This is a genomic window from Arthrobacter woluwensis, assembly GCF_900105345.1.
Lineage (GTDB): Bacteria > Actinomycetota > Actinomycetes > Actinomycetales > Micrococcaceae > Arthrobacter_E > Arthrobacter_E woluwensis.
In genome coordinates this window covers 2089796-2109572 of record NZ_FNSN01000003.1, presented here as the reverse complement: position 1 = coordinate 2109572, position 19777 = coordinate 2089796, and the positions used below count along the sequence as shown (strand labels likewise).

Annotated in this window: 16 protein-coding genes and 1 tRNA gene; 4 read left to right on the top strand and 13 right to left on the bottom strand. The window is 68.1% G+C overall.

The window, feature by feature from the left end:
* Positions 1-445: 445 nt before the first annotated feature.
* Positions 446-1171, top strand: coding sequence for a hypothetical protein (locus BLV63_RS10305; RefSeq protein WP_066212389.1), 726 nt, complete (start codon positions 446-448; stop codon positions 1169-1171).
* 86 nt (positions 1172-1257) lie between these two features.
* A complete protein-coding gene (locus BLV63_RS10300; protein WP_066212388.1) occupies positions 1258-1683 on the top strand; it encodes an SH3 domain-containing protein in 426 nt (141 codons plus the stop codon).
* A 187-nt stretch (positions 1684-1870) separates the two neighbouring features.
* Here the strand turns inward: BLV63_RS10300 and BLV63_RS10295 are convergent.
* Positions 1871-1952: transfer RNA gene (locus tag BLV63_RS10295), tRNA-Leu, on the bottom strand.
* Positions 1953-2109: 157 nt separating this feature from the next.
* Here BLV63_RS10295 and BLV63_RS10290 point away from each other — a divergent pair.
* The gene (locus BLV63_RS10290; RefSeq protein ID WP_066212387.1) at positions 2110-2724 is read left to right on the top strand and encodes an ANTAR domain-containing response regulator; all 615 of its coding nucleotides are present in this window, start codon (positions 2110-2112) and stop codon (positions 2722-2724) included.
* 267 nt (positions 2725-2991) lie between these two features.
* Here BLV63_RS10290 and pyk read toward each other — a convergent pair whose 3' ends face one another.
* The 11 genes from pyk to hisI form a co-directional block, all read right to left on the bottom strand.
* Positions 2992-4485, bottom strand: coding sequence for a pyruvate kinase (pyk, locus tag BLV63_RS10285; protein ID WP_066212385.1), 1494 nt, complete (start codon positions 4483-4485; stop codon positions 2992-2994).
* 71 nt (positions 4486-4556) lie between these two features.
* A complete protein-coding gene (locus tag BLV63_RS10280) occupies positions 4557-6014 on the bottom strand; it encodes a glutamate synthase subunit beta (protein ID WP_066212382.1) in 1458 nt (485 codons plus the stop codon).
* Positions 6007-10623 carry a glutamate synthase large subunit gene (gene gltB / locus BLV63_RS10275; RefSeq protein WP_066212380.1) on the bottom strand — a complete coding sequence of 1539 codons (4617 nt, stop codon included), beginning with the start codon at positions 10621-10623 and terminating at the stop codon, positions 6007-6009. Before gltB ends, BLV63_RS10280 begins: the two co-directional genes overlap by 8 nt.
* 202 nt (positions 10624-10825) lie before the next feature.
* Complete coding sequence (gene lgt / locus BLV63_RS10270) at positions 10826-11935, bottom strand: prolipoprotein diacylglyceryl transferase (protein WP_066212378.1); 1110 nt, start codon at positions 11933-11935, stop codon at positions 10826-10828.
* A gap of 9 nt (positions 11936-11944) precedes the next feature.
* Positions 11945-12739 carry a tryptophan synthase subunit alpha gene (trpA, locus tag BLV63_RS10265; RefSeq protein ID WP_066212376.1) on the bottom strand — a complete coding sequence of 265 codons (795 nt, stop codon included), beginning with the start codon at positions 12737-12739 and terminating at the stop codon, positions 11945-11947.
* The gene (gene trpB, locus BLV63_RS10260; protein ID WP_082724069.1) at positions 12736-14145 is read right to left on the bottom strand and encodes a tryptophan synthase subunit beta; all 1410 of its coding nucleotides are present in this window, start codon (positions 14143-14145) and stop codon (positions 12736-12738) included. Before trpB ends, trpA begins: the two co-directional genes overlap by 4 nt.
* A gap of 77 nt (positions 14146-14222) precedes the next feature.
* A complete protein-coding gene (gene trpC / locus BLV63_RS10255) occupies positions 14223-15035 on the bottom strand; it encodes an indole-3-glycerol phosphate synthase TrpC (RefSeq protein ID WP_066212374.1) in 813 nt (270 codons plus the stop codon).
* A gap of 3 nt (positions 15036-15038) precedes the next feature.
* Positions 15039-15299 carry an HGxxPAAW family protein gene (locus BLV63_RS10250; RefSeq protein ID WP_066212372.1) on the bottom strand — a complete coding sequence of 87 codons (261 nt, stop codon included), beginning with the start codon at positions 15297-15299 and terminating at the stop codon, positions 15039-15041.
* A gap of 95 nt (positions 15300-15394) precedes the next feature.
* Positions 15395-16027 (bottom strand): Trp biosynthesis-associated membrane protein, encoded by a 633-nt coding sequence (locus tag BLV63_RS10245; RefSeq protein WP_066212368.1) that lies wholly within the window; start codon positions 16025-16027, stop codon positions 15395-15397.
* On the bottom strand, positions 16027-17604 hold the full coding sequence (locus BLV63_RS10240) for an anthranilate synthase component I (RefSeq protein WP_066212367.1): 1578 nt from the start codon (positions 17602-17604) through the stop codon (positions 16027-16029). The genes BLV63_RS10245 and BLV63_RS10240 overlap by 1 nt, the downstream gene beginning before the upstream one ends.
* Positions 17604-18077: a phosphoribosyl-AMP cyclohydrolase gene (hisI, locus tag BLV63_RS10235; protein WP_066212364.1), complete on the bottom strand. Its 474-nt coding sequence runs from the start codon at positions 18075-18077 to the stop codon at positions 17604-17606. Before hisI ends, BLV63_RS10240 begins: the two co-directional genes overlap by 1 nt.
* A gap of 152 nt (positions 18078-18229) precedes the next feature.
* On the opposite strand from hisI, the gene BLV63_RS10230 reads away from it, so the two are divergent.
* Positions 18230-18871 (top strand): TIGR03085 family metal-binding protein, encoded by a 642-nt coding sequence (locus BLV63_RS10230; protein ID WP_066212361.1) that lies wholly within the window; start codon positions 18230-18232, stop codon positions 18869-18871.
* A gap of 118 nt (positions 18872-18989) precedes the next feature.
* Here the strand turns inward: BLV63_RS10230 and hisF are convergent, their stop codons facing one another.
* Positions 18990-19769, bottom strand: a complete 780-nt coding sequence (gene hisF / locus BLV63_RS10225; RefSeq protein WP_066212359.1) for an imidazole glycerol phosphate synthase subunit HisF — start codon at positions 19767-19769, stop codon at positions 18990-18992.
* Between the last annotated feature and the right edge of the window lie 8 nt (positions 19770-19777).

Here is a 19777-nt window from a genome sequence, read left to right as displayed (position 1 = left end):
TCGGGACGTCTTTGTTCCGTGAATGGCAGGCCCACGAAGCCGTGAACCTGGAGGTAAGGCGCGCTGATAGCTTGAAACCTACTTGCCAGTAACTTGCTGGTCAAGAGTGAGACTGAAATTTCATTTTCTCTTGACGGCGGCGTTGATCCGCCGAGCGCAGCGCTATCGGACGGTGCTAGACGGCGCGACAGGTCGTCGAGCACCGTCCGGCTTCACGGCCACCGTCCTGGCGCCGAGACGGGCCTCACACTCGAGCGTGCACTTCCGTTTCGCTCGGCCGAGTTAAAACAAAATCTGGATTAACCCTATCGGCGAGCGGCTCGCCCAGATAGTCTGGTCGCGTCGTCTACAGCGGTTTGACCGCCCATGACCAGCCCAAACAGCGCTGCACTTGGTGACACCGATTCGACTGCGACCAGTCGCAGCATGACATCCAGGGGGAAGAATGCTCAAGAAGAAATCTCTCGTGGCCATTGCGGTCTCCATAGGTCTGCTGGCGCTCGGACCGATCTCGTCGGCTCACGCCGGGACCACACCGGACGCCGACAAGTACGAGGGAACGACCCTGTGCGGCGCCTACCAGAACGGTGGCACAGGTTATGGGTACAACATGGAGAAGAACATTCCGATCTCCAGTGCCGGATGGAGCCGTCTTCTTCAGAATGACCCCTACGGGCTGAAGGTCGGAGACAGCATCTGGGCCAGGACGAAAACCCAGCTCGGGGCGGTCTTTCCCCTGCACAACTATACCCACGTCACGTACCAGACTGTGACGAACACCAATGGGACGACGTATCAGCTGCGCGTGAACAACAACCTCAATAAGGCCATGAACAATCTGACGTGCGGATCGACCTTTCACCTCGGTTCGCCCAAATCGATGATGTCCGATCCCGTGGCCTTGCATTCGGATGCGCCCGCCCCCGGACACTTCAAAGTCATCCAGGTCCGCACGAACGGTGTCTCCTTCATCGGCACCGAAGGAGTCATGAAGGGCGCCGTGATGAACTTCCGCATCCGGTCCGGCGCCTCCCGGACGTTCCTCAACGTGCATGCCACCGGTCCGGCGCTCAACTGGGCATCCGTCGAGAACTGGATGCGGGAGTTCATGGAGAGCCAGGCCGACGCGACCTGGGCCGACTTCGCCACCCGGATCGGCAAGGTCCAATAGACCGGACCACGCCCAGGCTGCTCGGCACCACCCTGCACCACCTTCTCATCATTCGCACAACCCTCACCGATCAAGGAGATTCCCTGATGAAAGCCCTTTGGAAGAAGTCGGCCGCAGCGATCACGCTGGGCGCAGCGCTCTCAGCCGCCGCGGCGGCGGCACCTGCTCAGGCGGCGGTCCCCAAGCTCTCCAGCACGATCAAGCTGTGCTCCTCGTTCCCCCACAACGGCTATGGCGGAGCAGTCTCCTACAGCGATCGCGCGTCGAAGTGCGCGCAGGTCTACACCGACACCACCTTGAACGTCAGGACGGGCCCGGGCAGCGGATACTCCTATGCCGGCTACACCCTCCGCGCAGGTCAGGTCTACGAGTTCGATTGCTGGACCTACGGGGAATCCGTCGACGGCGACAACATCTGGCTGAAGGTCTACACGGCCGGAGGCTCCCGTTGGGTCACCGATCGCTACGTCTACACGGGCCCGAACGTCACCTCGATCATCGGGCGGTGCTGACCCCGGGTGGCTGTCGCCGGACTCCGACCCCCGAGGTTCGCGCGACCGAGGCTCGCATGGGTGAGGCCCCCATGGGCGAGCGCCCGGTGAACGGAAAGGGCCCCGTCCAGCTGGACGGGGCCCTTTCCGTGTCGTCGACGCCGTCGGCTCGTGGGGATGCTCCACGATTGCCGAGTTGGTCTGTCGGTGCCCGAGGTGGGACTCGAACCCACACACCTTTCGATACCGCATTTTGAGTGCGGCGCGTCTGCCAATTCCGCCACTCGGGCAGGCACCGAAACGGTCCGCGACATCACGCGGGCCGCATACGCGTGATAACTCTACATGGCGATAGGCTAAGAGCGTCAAATTGCCCATCAGGGCCACTGGCAACGGCGCCATAGACCTGACACTGTTGTCCCCGTTCCCCTCGTTAAAGGAGACCCTGTGAGCGAATCCCCTGCCCAGGACACCACTGAAACCACCACCGGCCCCGCCAAGCGCATCGTGGTCGCCGAGGATGAGACCCTCATCCGCCTCGACATCATCGAGATCCTCCGCGGTGAAGGCTACGACGTCGTCGCCGAAGCCGACAACGGCCAGCGCGCCGTCGAGCTCGCCGAAGAGCACAAGCCGGATCTGGTGATCATGGACGTCAAGATGCCTGTCATGGACGGCATCAGCGCCGCCGAGCAGATCGCGAAGGCCCGGATCGCCCCCGTGGTGCTCCTGACCGCTTTCAGCCAGAAGGAACTCGTCGAGCGTGCCCGCGAGGCCGGCGCCATGGCCTACGTGGTCAAGCCCTTCACCCCGGCTGACCTCATCCCGGCCATCGAGATCGCCCTCTCCCGCCACGAGGAGATCAAGGCCCTCGAAAAGGAGGTGGGAGACCTCAAGGAGCAGTTCGCCACGCGCAAGCTCGTGGAGCGCGCCAAGAGCCTCCTCACCACCAAGATGGGCCTCTCCGAGCCCGAGGCCTTCCGCTGGATTCAGAAGACCTCCATGGACCGCCGCCTCAGCATGCGCGAGGTCGCGGAGACCATCATCAACCAGGTGAACTGAGCTCCCGCTCAGCCGACCGACGACGACGGCGGCGCACCCACTCGGGGTGCGCCGCCGTCGTCGTTCTCTCACCACCGCCGTGGCACCATGGCCGCCGAGTCCGCTATCCGGGGCGTGAGTCCGCTGGATCATGTAGCTGACTCACGCCCCGGATAGCGGACTCAGCCGGAGGACGGCCGTGGCCAGTACGGCATCCGCGCGACTCCCCCGGGTACGCCCGAGGGGGCGGCCCCTCCGGACCGCCCCCTCGGGGAACGCAGCGAAAAGCTACTTCTTTTTCTTCTTCTTGGCGGGCCACGGGCCGATGGGCTCCCGGCGCTCCTCCTGGCCGGCACGGCCGGTGTCCGCCAGGTCGCCCACCTTGTGGACCTTGATGGAGTTGGTGGAGCCGGCCTGTCCGGGAGGCGAACCGGCGGCGATGACGACGAGGTCGTCTTCCTGGACCAGTTCCAGATCCGTCAGGAAGGTGTCCACCTGGGCGGTCATCGCGTCCGTGTGGTTCACCATGGGGACCTGGATCGGCTGGATGCCCCAGGTCAGTGCCAGGAAGTTGCGGACCTGGTCCACCGGGGTGAACGCGAAGATCGGCTTCTTCGGGCGCAGGCGGGACAGACGGCGGGCCGAGTCACCGGACTGCGTGAAGGTGCAGATGTACTTGGCGTCGAGCTGGTCGGCGATCTCCACGGCGGCCAGGGTGATGGCACCGCCACGGGTCTTCGGCTTGGAGCCGAGGGCCGGCACCAGGTCGAGCGCCTTCTCCTCGGTGTACTCGATGATGCGGGCCATGGTCTTGACCGTCTCGATCGCGTACTTGCCCACGCTGGTCTCACCGGAGAGCATGACGGCGTCGGCGCCATCGAGCACGGCGTTGGCACAGTCGGAGGCCTCGGCGCGGGTGGGGCGGGGGTTCTCGATCATGGACTCGAGCACCTGGGTGGCGACGATGACCGGCTTGGCCCAGCGACGGGCTTCGGCGATGGCCTTCTTCTGGACGACCGGCACCTCTTCGAGAGGCAGCTCGACGCCGAGGTCACCACGGGCGACCATGATCGCGTCGAACGCGTCCACGATCTCGTGCAGCTGCGCCACGGCCTGCGGCTTCTCGATCTTGGCGATGACCGGGATCTTCCGGCCTTCCTCCTCCATGATCTCGTGCACGCGGGTGATGTCCTTGGCGTCACGCACGAAGGACAGCGCGATCATGTCGACGCCGCGCTGCAGCGCCCAGCGGAGGTCGGTCTCGTCCTTCTCGCTCAGGGCGGGGACGTTCACGGCGACGCCGGGCAGGTTGATGCCCTTGTTGTTGGACACGTAGCCCGGAACGGTCACCTCGGCGACGACCTTGATCTCGTCGACGCTCACGGCGCGCAGGGCGACCTTGCCGTCGTCGATCAGGAGCGTGTCACCCGGACGGACGTCCTCGGTCAGGCTCTTGAGCGTGGTGGAGCAGATCTCCTTGGTGCCCGGCACGTTCTCGGTGGTGATGGTGAACTGGTCCCCCACCTCCAGGAAGTGCTTCTCATCGTTGACGAACTTGCCCAGGCGGATCTTGGGCCCCTGAAGGTCCGCCATGATGCCCACGGCGACACCGAGCATCGACGAAGCCTTGCGGATGTTCTCGTAGTTCACATCGTGCATGGAGTGATCGCCGTGGCTCATGTTCAGGCGGGCCACGTTCATGCCCGCCTGGATGACCTCGAGGGCCTTCTCATAAGTGCCCAGGGCGGGGCCGAAAGTGGCCACAATCTTTGCGCGTCTCATATACCTAACCTAGTTCATCGCTTTTTACGGAAGGTTGACTTCTGCTGAAAATCTCGTGCAGGCCTTTGGGCCTAAAGCAGCGAGATCGCTCGATCGGTGGGTGCCACGGGGGCCGGGAGGATGGTGCCCCCGGTCAGGAACCTGTCCACCGAAGCCGCGCAGGCACGGCCTTCGGCGATGGCCCACACGATCAGTGACTGCCCACGGCCGGCGTCGCCGGCAACGAAGACGCCTTCCGTGCTGGTCATGTACTCGGCGTCGCGGCTGACATTGCCGCGGCCGTCGAACTCCGCCTTGATCTGCTCGGTGATCCCGGCCGGCTCGGCGCCGGTGAATCCGAGAGCGAGGAAGACCAGGTCGGCCGGGATGATCCGTTCGGTGCCCGCCTTCGGCAGGCGCTTGCCGTCCACGAACTCGGTCTCCGCGACCTTGATCCCCGTGAGCTGACCGTTCTCGCCCACGAACTCGACGGTGGACGCCAGGTAGGTGCGCTCACCGCCTTCCTCATGGGCACTGGCCACCTCGAACAGGGTGGGGAACAGCGGCCACGGCTGGTGCGCGGGGCGCTCGGCGGGCGGCTGCTTGCCGATCGCGAGCGTCGTCACGGAGGCGGCCTGCTGTCGGTGGGCGGTGCCGATGCAGTCGGCGCCCGTGTCACCGCCACCGAGGATGACCACGTGCTTGCCGCGGGCGTCGATGTGGTTCTCGGGCTGCTCCCCCGCCACCACGCGGTTGGAGGGCACCAGGTAGTCCATGGCGTAGTGCACGCCGGACAGCTCACGGCCGGGGATCGGAAGGTCACGGGGCACCGTGGCACCGGTGGTGACCACGACGGCGTCGTAGCGGCGGCGCAGCTGCTCCCACGTGACGTCGACGCCCACGTTGACGCCCGGACGGAAGCGGGTGCCCTCGGCCTTCATCTGCTCCAGACGACGGTCCAGGTGGTCCTTCTCCATCTTGAAGTCCGGGATGCCGTACCGCAGCAGGCCGCCGATCTTGTCGTCCCGTTCGTACACGGCCACGGTGTGGCCCACGCGGGTGAGCTGCTGCGCGACGGCGAGGCCGGCCGGGCCGGACCCGACCACGGCCACCGTCTTGCCGGTCAGACGGGTGGGCGGCAGAGGCGTGACCCAGCCCTCCTCGAACGCCTGGTCGATGATGGAGACCTCCACCTGCTTGATCGTCACGGCGGGCTGGTTGATGCCCAGCACGCAGGACGACTCGCAGGGGGCGGGGCACAGACGACCCGTGAACTCCGGGAAGTTGTTGGTGGCGTGCAGGCGCTCGATGGCCTCCTGACCACGGTCCCGCCATACGAGGTCGTTCCACTCCGGGATGAGGTTGCCCAGAGGACAGCCCTGGTGACAGAACGGCACGCCGCAGTCCATGCACCGGCCGGCCTGGCTCTTCAAGACGCCCTTCTCCTGTGCCTCATACACTTCCTTCCAGTCCATGATGCGGACCGGAACGGGGCGGCGAGGCTGGGTCTCGCGTTCGCGGACCTTCAAAAAGCCACGGGGATCAGCCACCGGTTACCTCCAAAATACGGGACCAGACCTCTTCGCCATCCGGGTCGAGACCCTCTTCGAGGGCGTCCAGTCGAGTCTGCAGTACGGCCGCGTAGTCGCGGGGCAGGACCTTGGTCACCCGTGCGGCCGTGTCGTCAAAGTTCTCCAGCAGGCGCGCGGCCAGCTGGGATCCGGTCTCCTCCGCGTGACGCTTGAGCAGGCCGTGCACGATGTCACGGTCCTCGGCGTCGAGCTCCAGGAGCTTGAGCTCGCCGTTCTCCAGCGCCTCCTTGTTGACCTTCTCGGGGCGCAGGTCCAGCACGTAGGCCGTGCCGCCGGACATGCCGGCGCCGAAGTTGCGGCCCGTGCGGCCCAGGATCAGCGTCTGACCACCGGTCATGTACTCGCAGCCGTGATCACCGATCCCCTCGACCACCGCGGTGGCGCCGGAGTTGCGGACCAGGAAGCGTTCGCCGACCTGACCGCGCAGGTAGATCTCACCGCTCGTGGCGCCGTAGCCGATCACGTTGCCCGCGATCACGTTCCGCTCCGCTGGGAAGACGTTCTGGCGGTCCGGGCGGACGATGATTCGGCCGCCGGACAGGCCCTTGCCGACGTAGTCGTTCGAGTCGCCGTCGAGCCGCAGCGTGACGCCGGCCGGCAGGAAGGCGCCGAGCGACTGACCGGCCGTGCCCGTCAGGGTGATGTCGATCGTGTCCGGGGCGAGAGTGTCCACCCCGAACGTCTTCGTGACCACGTGGCCCAGCATCGTGCCCACGGAGCGGTCGGTGTTGACCACGCCGAGCGTGATCTTGACGGGCTCGCGGCGTTCCAGGGCGTCCGCCGAGAGACGGATGAGCTGCTGGTCGAAGTGCTGGTCCAGTTCGTGGTTCTGGCCGGTGGTGTTGCGCAGCGGGGCGTCCTCATCGAAGTCCAGGCCGTTGAGGATCGGGTCGAGATCCAGGCCAGAGGCCTTCCAATGGGTGATCGCCGCTTCCTTGTCCAGATATTCGGAGTGCCCGATCGCCTCGTCCAGGGTCCGGAAACCGAGCTCGGCGAGGATCTCGCGCACCTCCTCCGCCAGGAACTCGAAGAAGTTCACCACGAACTCCGGCTTGCCCGTGAACCGGGACCGCAGCTCGGGGTTCTGCGTCGCGACGCCCACGGGGCAGGTGTCGAGGTGGCAGACGCGCATCATGATGCAGCCGGACACCACGAGCGGCGCCGTGGCGAAGCCGTATTCCTCGGCGCCCAGGAGCGCCGCGATGACCACGTCACGCCCGGTCTTGAGCTGGCCGTCCACCTGGACGACCACGCGCTCGCGCAAGTTGTTGAGCATCAGGGTCTGCTGGGTCTCGGCCAGGCCGAGCTCCCACGGCACACCCGCGTGCTTGAGCGAGTTGAGCGGCGAGGCGCCCGTGCCGCCGTCGTGGCCCGAGATGAGCACGACGTCGGCCTTCGCCTTGGTCACGCCGGACGCCACGGTGCCGATGCCGACCTCGGAGACCAGCTTCACGTGGACGCGGGCGGACGGGTTCGACCGCTTGGCGTCGTAGATCAGCTGCGCGAGGTCCTCGATCGAATAGATGTCATGGTGCGGCGGCGGGGAGATGAGCCCGACGCCGGGCGTCGAGTGCCGCGTGCGAGCCACCCAGGGGTACACCTTCTGGGCCATGAGCTGTCCGCCCTCACCCGGCTTGGCGCCCTGGGCCATCTTGATCTGGATGTCGTCGGCGTTGCTCAGGTACAGGCTCGTGACACCGAAACGACCGGACGCGATCTGCTTGATCGCGGAGCGGCGCTCCGGATCCAGCAGGCGGTCCACATCCTCGCCGCCCTCACCCGTGTTGGACTTGGCGCCCAGACGGTTCATGGCGATGGCGAGCGTCTCGTGCGCCTCCTTGGAGATGGAGCCATAGCTCATGGCGCCCGTGGAGAAGCGCTTGACGATCGAGGAGACCGGCTCGACCTCCTCGAGCGGCACGGACGGGCGCAGACCCTCCTTGAACTTCAGGAGCCCGCGGAGCGTCATGAGCTTGCCCGACTGATCGTCGATCCCGCGCGTGTACTCCTTGAAGATGTCGTAGCGGCGCTCCCGCGTGGAGTGCTGCAGGCGGAACACCGTCTCCGGGTTGAACAGGTGCGGCTCACCATCGCGGCGCCACTGGTACTCGCCGCCGCCGTTGAGCGGGCTGTGCGGGAGCTCGATGCCCTCTTCCGGGTACGCGAAGCGGTGCCGGGTGAGCACCTCCTGGGCGATGACGTCCAGGCCGACGCCACCCAGCTGGGAGTGGGTGCCGGAGAAGAACTCATCGACCAGGTCCTGGGAGAGACCCAGGGCTTCGAAGGTCTGCGCGCCGCAGTAGGACGCCACGGTCGAGATGCCCATCTTGGACATGATCTTCAGGACACCCTTGCCGAGGCCCTTGATCAGGTTGTAGACACCGGTCTCCGGCGTGACACCGCACAGCTCGCCCGTGCGGATGAGCTCTTCGACACTCTCCATAGCAAGGTACGGGTTGACCGCGGACGCGCCGTAGCCGATCAGCACGGCCACGTGGTGGACTTCGCGGACGTCGCCGGCCTCGACCAGCAGGGCGGTCTTGGTGCGGTTCGCGCTGCGCAGCAGGTGGTGGTGCACGGCGGACAGCAGCAGGAGCGACGGGATCGGCGCCCACTGGGCGTTCGAGTCACGGTCCGAGAGCACCACGTACTGGACGCCACGGTTGATCGCGCTGGAGATCTGCTCACAGATCTCCTTGATGCGCGTGCGGAGGGCCTGCTCGCCGCCCTCGGGGCGGTAGAGCCCGCGGACCTTCATGGCCACGCGGTCGCCGTCGGCGTTCTCCATGTTCGCGATCTTCGACAGCTGGTCGTTGTTGATCACGGGGTAGGGCAGGGCGATCTGCGGCTGGCGGATGAGGCCGGTGTCCAGCATGTTGCCATTGGGTCCGACGGCGCAGCGCATGGAGGTCACGAGCTCTTCGCGGATGGCGTCCAGCGGAGGGTTGGTCACCTGGGCGAAGGACTGCACGAAGTAGTCGAACAGGACGCGGGGGCGCTCGGAGAGCACCGCGACCGGGGTGTCCGAGCCCATCGCGCCGAGCGGTTCCGCGCCGGTGCGGGCCATGGGCCCGAGCAGGATCTTCAGTTCCTCGGTGGTGTAGCCGAAGGTCCGCTGGCGGATGTTGACCGACGCCGGGGTGTGGACCACGTGTTCACGCTCGGGGAGGTCGTCCAGCTTGACGAGGTTCTGCTCCACCCATTCGGCCCACGGGTTCGAGGCGGCGATCTCGGCCTTGACCTCCTCGTCGGCGATGATGCGGCCTTCACCCGTGTCGACCAGGAACATCTTGCCCGGCGAGACGCGGCCCTTCTTGACCACCTTCGACGGCTCGATGTCCAGGACGCCCACCTCGGACGCGAAGACGATCATGCCGTCCTCGGTGATCCAGTAGCGGCCGGGGCGAAGACCGTTGCGGTCCAGCGTCGCACCGACGAGGTTGCCGTCCGTGAAGGACACGGCGGCAGGGCCGTCCCACGGCTCCATGAGCATGGAGTGGTACTCGTAGAACGCGCGGCGTGCCGGGTCCATGGCGGTGTGGTTCTCCCACGCCTCCGGGATCATCATCATGATCGCGTGGCTGATGGGACGGCCGGACAGCCAGAGGAGCTCGGCGACCTCGTCGAAGGACGCGGAGTCCGAGGCGCCCGGGGTGCAGATCGGGTACAAGTCCTCCGGGGAGCTGCCGAGCAGCGGACTGGCCAGCTGCGACTGGCGGGCGCGCATCCAGTTCCGGTTGCCCTTCACGGTGTTGATCTCACCGTTGTGGGCGATCGTCCGGAACGGCTGGGCGAGCGGCCAGGACGGGAAGGTGTTCGTGGAGAAGCGCGAGTGCACGATCGCGAGCTTGCTCTTGAAACGTGTGTCCGAGAGGTCCGGGTAGAACGGCTCGAGCTGAGCCGTGGTGAGCATCCCCTTGTAGACGATGGTGCGGCTCGACAGCGACGGGAAGTACACGCCGAAACGGTTCTGGGCGCGCTTGCGGATGCGCCAGACGCGGCGGTCCAGCTCGTCGCGGCTCAGTTCGGCGCCGTCGATCGCCGCGAAGAACGGCTGGGCGAAGAACGGCATGCAGGCGCGGGCCATGGAACCGACCAGCTCTGCGCGGATCGGAACCTCGCGCCAGCCGATGACGGAGAGGCCCTCTTCGCCGGCCAGGCCTTCGATGCCCTGACGGGCGGCGTCGGCTTCGGCCGGGATCGCCGGGAGGAAGGCGGTGCCGACTGCGTACTGGCCCTGAGCAGGAAGCTCGAAGTCGAGAACCGCGCGGAAGAATTCGTCGGGGATCTGTGTCAGAAGACCGGCGCCGTCGCCGGTGCCTTCGTCAGCGCCGACGGCGCCGCGGTGCTCGAGGCTCCGCAGGGCATGGAGGGCGTTGGCCACGATGTCGTAGCCGGGTTCACCGCGCAAGGTGGCGATGATGGCGAGGCCACAGGCGTCCTTCTCCTCCTCGGGGCGGTAAAGCCCTGAGGCGGCAGGCTGAGCCGCGAACCGCACGAAGGGGTTCTCCGGCTGCCCGGGGGCTGCCGGTTCCACTTCGGGTGCGTGGTGCCGCGTATGAGTCATGACGGAGCGTCCTTCCTCCTGGTCGAGCTGGTGGAGGGGACAACATTGGCCCCAGTCGTTCGCGCGTCATTGTGACGAGCGCAACAAGGCGATTGATACTAGCGATTGTAGGTCACCAGCGGTCACCGAACGAATGGTTACACCCCTCTGAGGGGCGGCATCAGGCCGCCCCCGTCGTGACGGGGCGGGGCCGTGGCTGGATTCAGTTCCGGGATTCCTGGTCGGTGGACGAGGAGGAGGCTTCCGGGCCCGCGGACTGGGGGGTGGCGTCCGCTTCGGGCTGGGCTGCTGCAGGGTCATCATCGGTTGCAGCATCGCTCGGTGTTGCAGCGACACTACCACGAGGACCACCATCTGAGACGGAACCTTCCGCATCCTGGATGGTAACTTCCGGTTCATGACTGTCGGCCGGCGCCTCGGGCTCCGGCTCGCGACCCTTCAGGTACGGGGTGTCGCCCCGCTTCGAGCGCCCGAATCCGGCGATCACGAAGTACAGGAGAGCCGCGATGAGGACGAAGATGCTCGTCCAGACGTTGAGGCGGGTGGTGACGCCGAAGAGGGTGATGTGCTCGGCGTCGTCGATCCGGAGCAGTTCGATCCAGACGCGGCCCAGGCAGTAGTACGCGGCGTACAGGGCGAAGAGGCGGGCGCGGCGGAAGTGGAACCGGCGGTCCAGCAGCAGGAGGATGACGACGCCGACCAGGTTCCAGAGGCTCTCGTAGAGGAACGTCGGGTGGAACAGCGTGCCCGGAGCCGCGTCCGCGGGGAAGTTCGGGTTCTGCGGGTCGATCTGCAGGCCCCACGGCAGGTCCGTGGGAGCGCCGAAGAGCTCCTGGTTGAACCAGTTGCCCCAGCGGCCGATCGCCTGGGCGAGCAGCAGGCCGGGCGCCGCCGCGTCCATGAACGCGCTCAGCTTCACCCCGGACCGGCGGCAGCCGATCCAGGCGCCGACCGCACCCAGGACCACCGCGCCCCAGATGCCCAGGCCGCCGCGCCAGATCTGAGGGATCAGGCTGAGGTCACCCGTGCCGTCGAAGTTCGGGCCGAAGTACTGCGCGGGCGAGGAGAAGACATGGTAGAGGCGACCGCCGATGATGCCGAACGGGATCGCCCAGATGGCGATGTCCCACAGGCTGCCCTCGGGCGTGCCGCGGCGCTTCCAGCGCACCGCGGTGAGCCAGAGGCCCACCACGATGCCGAGCAGGATGCACAGGGCGTACGCCCTGATGCTGAGCGGTCCCAGCTCGAACCCCGACCAGCTGGGGCTGGGGATGCTGGCAGGGAGCTGGGTCGCCATCAGGGCGGTCTGCATACCGGGTTCCTATCCGGCCGGGGTGAATCCGGCGCTGAGTTCCTGAGTGAGCTGTGCGACGGCGGGGACGCCGCCATCGCGGAGTGCCGAGACCAGGGCGGAGCCCACGATCACGCCATCGGCATAGGAGGCGATCTCCCGGACGTGCTCGGCCCGGGACACGCCCAGCCCGACGCACACGCGTTCTGCGCCGGCGGCGTGGGTGGCTGCCACGAGGCTCTCGGCGAGGTTGCTCACGGCGCCGCGGGCGCCGGTGACGCCCATGACCGAGACGGCGTACACGAAGCCGCGGCTCGCCTGGACCGTCATGCTGAGGCGCTCCGGCGTGGAGGACGGCGCCACCAGGAAGATGCGGTCCAGCGAGTACTTGTCCGAGGCGGCGACCCACTCGGCAGCCTCGTCGGGGATGAGGTCCGGCGTGACCAGGCCCGCTCCCCCGGCTTCCGCCAGGCGGCGTGCGAACTCGTCGACGCCCAGCCGCATGACCGGGTTCCAGTAGGTCATGACCACGACGGCGGCATCGCTCGCCTCGGTGATGCCCTTGACGACGTCGAAGACGCTCGCCACGTGGAAGCCGTTCGCGAGAGCCTCGGTGGTCGCGGCCTGGATGACCGGGCCGTCCATGACGGGGTCCGAGTACGGGATGCCGATCTCGATGATGTCCGCACCATTCTTCGCCAGGGCGATGCCGGCGTCGATGCTCGTCTGGACATCCGGGTATCCGGCAGGCAGGTAGCCGATCAGGGCGGAGCGCCCCTCGGCCTTCGCCTTGTCGATGGCGGCCGCGGCCTTGGAGTGGATCATGCCAGGGACTCCTCACCCGTGGTGCTGTGACGTGTGGAAAGCGTGGTGCCGCGGACGTTCCCGTCCTCGTCGAGCATGTCGAACCATTCGGCGGCGGTCTGGACGTCCTTGTCACCGCGGCCCGACAGGTTGACCACGATGATGACCTCGCTGGGGTCCTCCTTGCCCTCGGTCAGCCGCCGGCCGACCTTGATGGCGCCGGCGAGGGCGTGGGAGGACTCGATGGCCGGGATGATGCCCTCGGTCTGCGACAGCAGCTTGAAGGCGTCCATCGCCTCGGTGTCCGTGATCGGCTCATAGGTCACGCGGCCGATGTCGTGCAGGTAGGAGTGCTCCGGGCCGACGCCCGGGTAGTCCAGGCCGGCGGAGATGGAGTGAGACTCCACGGTCTGGCCGTCCTCGTCCTGCATCAGGTAGGAGCGCGCGCCGTGCAACACGCCCGGGCGGCCGAGCGTGATGGTGGCCGCATGCCGTCCGGTCTCCACGCCGTCGCCGCCGGCCTCGAAGCCGTAGATGGCGACCTCGGGGTCGTCCAGGAAGCCGTGGAAGATGCCGATCGCGTTCGAACCGCCGCCGATGCAGGCACAGACCGCGTCCGGCAGACGGCCGGTCTGGGTCAGGATCTGCTCGCGGGCCTCGTCGCCGATGACCTCGTGGAAGAAGCGGACCATGGCCGGGAACGGGTGGGCTCCGGCCGCCGTGCCGAGCAGGTAGTGCGTGGTGTCGACGTTGGTCACCCAGTCGCGCAGCGCCTCGTTGATGGCGTCCTTCAGCGTCTGGGAGCCGTTCGTGACGGGAATGACCGTGGCGCCCAGCAGCTGCATGCGGGCCACGTTGAGGGCCTGCCGGCGGCAGTCCTCGGCGCCCATGTAGACGACGCACTCCAAGCCCATGAGGGCGGCGGCGGTGGCCGAGGCGACGCCGTGCTGTCCCGCGCCGGTCTCCGCGATCACGCGGGTCTTGCCCATGCGCTTGGCCAGCAGGGCCTGGCCCAGCACGTTGTTGATCTTGTGCGAACCGGTGTGGTTGAGGTCTTCGCGCTTGAGGAAGACGCGGGCGCCACCGGCGTGCTCGGAGAAGCGCTTGGCCTCGGTGAGCAGGCTCGGGCGGCCCGAGTAGTTCTTGTTCAGCTCGGAAATCTCCGCGAGGAAATCGGGATCCAGCCGGGCCTTGTTGAAGGTGTCTTCCAGCTCGTCCAGAGCGGCGATGAGGGACTCGGGCATCCAGCGGCCGCCGTATTCACCGAAGTACGGTCCTTCCGCGTGACGCAGCGGGCCTCGGTCCGCGGCGCTGCCGCCGTCGGGCTGCTCCGCCTGCCGTCCCGCCAGGAATGCCTCAGCGGGGTCCCCGAACGCCTGCTCTTCAGCCGCGCCCTGCCCGGGGTTCTGCGATGCGTTCTCCGCCATCGCGCTCACCGTCCTCTGTGTTTCGGTTCGGACCGGCGACGCCGCGTGGGCATCGCCGGGCGTGTTCGTAGAGCTGTTCAGCCGCGCCGTGCCGGCATGGCCCGCGTGCCGGCCTCGCGGAAGTCCTGCAGCAGCCGGCGGGGGTCCTCGGTCGTGACGAGAGCCTCGCCCACCAGGAGCGCTTGCGCACCCTGGGACGCGTAGTGCACGGCATCCTCGACACCGCGGACGCCCGACTCCGCCACCGCGATCGCTCCGGCCGGAATGGCCGAGGCCAGCCCGCCGAAGACGCCGCGGTCGACGTCGAGGGTCTTCAGATTGCGGACGTTGACGCCGATGATGCGGGCCTCCACGGCCGCGGCCCGCTCGATCTCCTCGAGCGTGTGGGTCTCCAGCAGGACGTTCATGCCCAGCTCGTGGGTGAGGTCGCTGAAGTCCTTGAGCTGCGCGTCATCGAGCGCGGCGGCGATCAGCAGGATGAGGTCGGCGCCGTGGGCCCGGGCCTCCCAGATCTGGTACTCGTCCACCGTGAAGTCCTTGCGGAGCAGCGGCACGTCGACCCGGGCGCGCACCGCGTCCAGATCGGCGAGGCTGCCCTTGAAGCGGCGCTGCTCGGTCAGGACCGAGATGACGGAGGCGCCGCCGGAGACGTACTGCTCCGCCAGGGCCGCCGGATCGACGATCCCGGCCAGCTCGCCCTTGGAGGGGCTGCTCCGCTTGATCTCCGCGATGACCTTCAGCCCGGCGTCGGGCTGACCGCCACCGAGGGCGGCCCAGGCATCCCGGGCGGGTGCCGCGGCACGCGCGGCGTCCTCGATCTCGGCCTGGGACAGCCGACGCGCCTCAAGGTCTTCGCGGACTCCCGCGATGATGTCGTCGAGGACAGTCACAGATCAGTGGCTGTTCTTGAGCTTGCTGCCGCCGACGCCGTAACCGGCCTTGCGCATGGCGAACCCGGCCAGGAGACCGATCACCATGACGCCGATGCCGCCCCAGAACACCGGCGCGCTGGCCAGAACGAAGGCGATGGACGAGACCAGGGCGCCCACCAGCATGATGGCCACGCAGGTCCAGGCAGCCGGGCTGTTGCCGTGTCCGATCTCGTCCGCGTGGGACTCGGTGGACTGGCTGGCGGAAACAGTGGCTTTGCTCATGGTGATACTCCTCAGGAATGAAACTAACTACATTCTGCCATTGATTGTGCAGGTCCAGGCGCAGCGGAGCCGCCGCGCCCACCTGCCGGACGGGCCTAGCTGGGGTCGTGCCCCTTGCTGAGCTGATCCCAGCTGTCGATTGCGTCGAGGGGCTCGTCGTCGGCGGCCTCCTCGGCCGTCGCGGAGGGGCTCGCGGAGCCCTTCGCCGCGGCACGGGACCGGCCCGCGGCGCCGTCGTACTTCGAGCTGCCCGCCCAGTGCCGTGAGGCGAGGACCAGCCACACTGCGCACAGGATGAGGAGGGCGCCGAAGATCACGGCGAGCACCGGGAACGTGGTGAGGCTGACCTCCGCCGGCCCGTTCGCGACGCCGGTCTGGCGGCTGATCTCTCCCTGCGCCGCGGCGCGGGGATCGTTCAGCACGGTCAGGCCGGCCGACACGATGCCCACACCGGAGAGAGCGATCGCCACGGCGACCACCCACCGGGCGACGCGGCCCGCGATGCTGCTGGCGATCGCGCCGGCGACCGCCACCACGGCGAGGGCCGTGACCGCCGTGGCGGCCTTGCTGCCGGCGACGTGGATATCGGGCATCCTGACACCGCTCTGCGCCAGGACGACGTTGACCCAGCTCTGGGTCGTGGTGCCGAAGACCGCGACGGCGCACAGCACCGTCACGAGCACGACCGTGGCCTTGCGGGACCAGCGGGGAGCTGCGGGACGGCCCATCACTGGCCTTCCGCGAGGGACGTGGCGAGACCGGGCTCCGCATCGCGCAGAGCGGAGGCGAGGTGCGCGGCACGCAGCGGCGCGGCAGCCTTGTTCACGGTCTCCAGTGCCTCGTCCGGCTTATGGGAATCGGCGACGATGCCGCCACCGGCCTGGACATACGCCTTGCCGTCCAGCAGGAGCGCCGTGCGGATCGCGATGGCCATGTCCATGTCCCCGGCGAAGTCGAGATAGCCGACCACTCCCCCGTAGACGCTGCGACGGTGCGGCTCCAGTTCGTCCAGGAGACTCAGCGCCCGCGGCTTCGGAGCACCGGAGAGCGTGCCGGCCGGGAAGGTGGAGGCGAGCACGTCGTACGCCGTGGAGCCCGGGGCGAGCTGCCCCACCACGGTGGAGACCAGGTGCATGATGTGGCTGAAGCGCTCCACCTCCATGAACTGGGTGACGTCCACCGTGCCGGCGGTGCAGACCCGCGAGAGGTCGTTGCGGGACAGATCCACCAGCATGAGGTGCTCGGCGCGTTCCTTCGTGTCCGCGAGGAGCTCCTCGGCCAGCGCGACGTCGGCGTCATGGGTCTTGCCGCGCGGCCGGGACCCGGCGATCGGGTGAGTGATCACCTCGCGATCCGTGACCGTCACGAGCGCTTCGGGGCTGGAGCCGACGATTGCGTACTCCCGGCCCTCCGGATCCTCGAAGTTGCAGAGGTACATGTACGGGCTGGGGTTGCTGTTGCGCAGCATCCGGTAGACGTCCAGAGCACTGGCGGCGCAGTCCAGCTCGAAACGCCGGGAGATGACCACCTGGAAGACCTCGCCGTCGCGGATGGCCTCCTTGCCGCGGTCGATGGCCTCGAGGTACTGCGGTTCGGGCCAGCGGTGCTGCACGGACTCCTGGTAGTCGCGGCTCGGGGCGAGGGCGGCGATGGCCGGTGCGGCCGGACGCTGCAGGCGCTTCAGCATGGTGTCGAGACGGTTGACGGCGTCCTGGTAGGCCTCGTCCACCCGTTCCGGGCTGTCGTCCATGTTGATGGCGTTGGCCACGAGGAGCACCGAGCCGTCCACATTGTCGTGGACCGCGATGTCGCTCGCCAGGTTGAGGGCGAGCTCCGGCAGGTTCAGATCGTCCTGCGGCGGGTGGACCAGCCGTTCCCAGTGCCGCACGGTCTCCCAGCCGACGAAGCCCACCAGGCCCGACGTCAGCGGCGGCAGGTCGGCGTGGCGCTCGGTGCGCAGCGCCTCGAGGGTGAGGCGCAGGGCCTCGGCCGGGTTCCCGGAGGTGGGCACCCCCTGGGGCGGCTCGCCCTGCCAGAACGCCTCGCCGTCGCGCGTCGTCAGCGTCGCCCGGCTGTGGGCGCCGATGAAGGAGTAGCGGCTCCAGGACCCCCCGACAGCGGCGGACTCGAAGAGGAACGTCCCGGGCTTCGCGGCGCCGTCGTCGGCCAGGGCGAGCTTGCGGTAGAGGCTGATCGGCGTCTCCGCGTCGGCCAGCACCTTCAGCGTCACCGAGATCACCCGGTGCTCGCGCGCCAGGGTCCGGAACTCGTTCAGGCTCGGGGTCAGTGCGGTGGTCTCCAGCACTAGCGTGCACCTTCCGTCGTCGTGTCGTCAGCGGTCAGTTCCTCAGCGGCCGCCGGGCCGGCGTCCCGGGACCCGACGACGGCGGGCAGCTCCCGGCCGTCGAAGCAGGTCCGCGTTCCCGTGTGGCAGGCGGCGCCCACCTGGTCGACGCGCACCAGGAGCGCATCGCCGTCGCAGTCCAGCGCGACGGACTTGACCCACTGCACATGGCCCGAGGTGTCCCCCTTGCGCCAGTACTCCTGCCGCGACCGGGACCAGAAGGTGACCCTTCCCGTGGTGAGGGTGCGGCGGAGCGCTTCGTCGTCCATCCAGCCGAGCATGAGGACTTCGCCGGTGTCATGCTGCTGGATGACGGCCGCCACCAGACCGTGGTCATCGCGCTTGAGGCGCGACGCCACGTCAGAAGCGAGCTCGGTGGCCGGCTCGGGGCCGGTGGACGCGCCGGAAAGAGGGGGAATGGGCTGTTCAGACATCGCGATCCAGTCTAGTACGGCGAGCCCTGCCGCCCTGCCTCGACCCTTCTCGGTGACGCCGACCGTCACCGTGGTCCGCTCCGCGCGCAACGCCGCGTCGCGCGGTGTGCCATGCAGCGCCGGGAACCGCCTCTCGTGTTAGGTTCACAGTGATGCGTTTTGTGGCCCCCTCCCGAGAATTCCTGGCCGAGACCTTGCTCGCGGCCGGTCCCGACGCGCCCACCCTCTGCGAGGGGTGGAAGACGCGCCACCTGCTGGCGCACTTGCACTTGCGGGAGAACAGCCCGCGGGTCGCTCTCGGTCTCGCGGTCAAGGCCCTGGCGCCTGCCACGGATCAGGCGATCGAAGAGCTCGCGTCCACCCTGGATGACGGCCCCTACGTCAAGCTCGTGGAGCAGTTCCGCGCCGGCCCGTCCCGCTTCTCCCCCTGGGGCATCCCCGCGGTCGCAGAGCTGGCCAATCTCGCAGAGTACTTCGTGCACGCCGAGGACGTCCGCCGCGCCGGGGACCGCTGGGCGCCGCGTGCCCTGGACGACTCATACGCCGAAGCCCTCTGGGCGGATCTGGTGAAGCGCGCCGCCCTGCTCTACCGCGGCGTCGATCTCGGGATCGTGCTGGTCCGTCCGAACGGTCCGCGGCACGTGGCCCGGCGGGCTCCGGACTCGGTCGCCATCCTCGGCGATCCTGCCGAGCTCATGCTGCATGCCTACGGCCGCGCCTCGCATGCGCTGGTGTCCTTCGAGGGGCAGCCCGACGCCGTCGCCCTGCTCCGTTCGGCGACGCTCGGCGCCTGAATCTGCGCCTCACCACGAACTGATGAGGTATTGAACTGACGAGGGACCCTGCCGCCTGGCAGGGTCCCTCGTCAGTTCCGGCGGGGCGCTCCGGCCCCGCGGTGCGCCTGACGCGACGTCAGCGGACCTCGTACCCGGCGTCGCGGATGGCGGTCTTGACCTGGGCGATCATGTCGTCCGGGCCGAAGTGGAACATCGACGCGGCGAGGACGGCGTCCGCACCCGCTTCGATGGCCGGCGGGAAGTGCTCCGGAATCCCGGCCCCGCCCGAGGCGATGAGCGGGATGTTCACGGCGGCCCGCACGGCGCGGATCATCTCGAGATCGAAACCGTCCTTGGTGCCGTCGGCGTCGATCGAGTTCAGCAGGATCTCCCCCACACCCCGGTCGGCGGCCTCCCGTGCCCAGGCGATCGCGTCGATGCCGGTCCCCTGGCGCCCGCCGTGGGTCGTCACCTCGAAGCCCGACGGGGTCGTGCTGTCCGCGCCCTCCGGGACACGGCGCGCGTCCACGGAGAGCACCAGGACCTGGGAGCCGAAGTGCCGGGTGATCTCATCGATCACGTCGGGACGCGCGACGGCGGCCGTGTTGATGGACGCCTTGTCCGCGCCGTAGCGCAGCAGCTTGTCCACTTCGGCCACGCCGCGCACACCGCCGCCGACCGTGAGAGGGATGAAGATCTCCTCGGCGGTGCGGCGGACGACGTCGAACGTGGTCTCGCGGTTGCCGGAGCTCGCGGTGACGTCCAGGAACGTCAGCTCGTCCGCCCCGGCGCGGTCGTAACGGTGAGCCAGCTCGACCGGGTCTCCGGCGTCGCGGAGGCCTTTGAAGTTGACTCCCTTGACCACGCGGCCGGCGTCGACGTCAAGGCAGGGGATCACGCGGATGGCGACTGCCATGGTTCCTC

Coding starts and splice junctions, on each gene's coding strand:
- BLV63_RS10230 (WP_066212361.1), top strand. CDS start 18,230: ATGCGTTTTGTGGCCCCCTCCCGAGAATTCCTGGCCGAGACCTTGCTC.
- hisF (WP_066212359.1), bottom strand. CDS start 19,769: ATGGCAGTCGCCATCCGCGTGATCCCCTGCCTTGACGTCGACGCCGGC.
- BLV63_RS10245 (WP_066212368.1), bottom strand. CDS start 16,027: ATGGGCCGTCCCGCAGCTCCCCGCTGGTCCCGCAAGGCCACGGTCGTG.
- gltB (WP_066212380.1), bottom strand. CDS start 10,623: ATGACTCATACGCGGCACCACGCACCCGAAGTGGAACCGGCAGCCCCC.
- trpA (WP_066212376.1), bottom strand. CDS start 12,739: ATGATCCACTCCAAGGCCGCGGCCGCCATCGACAAGGCGAAGGCCGAG.
- lgt (WP_066212378.1), bottom strand. CDS start 11,935: ATGCAGACCGCCCTGATGGCGACCCAGCTCCCTGCCAGCATCCCCAGC.
- BLV63_RS10250 (WP_066212372.1), bottom strand. CDS start 15,299: ATGAGCAAAGCCACTGTTTCCGCCAGCCAGTCCACCGAGTCCCACGCG.
- BLV63_RS10305 (WP_066212389.1), top strand. CDS start 446: ATGCTCAAGAAGAAATCTCTCGTGGCCATTGCGGTCTCCATAGGTCTG.
- BLV63_RS10300 (WP_066212388.1), top strand. CDS start 1,258: ATGAAAGCCCTTTGGAAGAAGTCGGCCGCAGCGATCACGCTGGGCGCA.
- trpB (WP_082724069.1), bottom strand. CDS start 14,145: ATGGCGGAGAACGCATCGCAGAACCCCGGGCAGGGCGCGGCTGAAGAG.
- pyk (WP_066212385.1), bottom strand. CDS start 4,485: ATGAGACGCGCAAAGATTGTGGCCACTTTCGGCCCCGCCCTGGGCACT.
- hisI (WP_066212364.1), bottom strand. CDS start 18,077: ATGTCTGAACAGCCCATTCCCCCTCTTTCCGGCGCGTCCACCGGCCCC.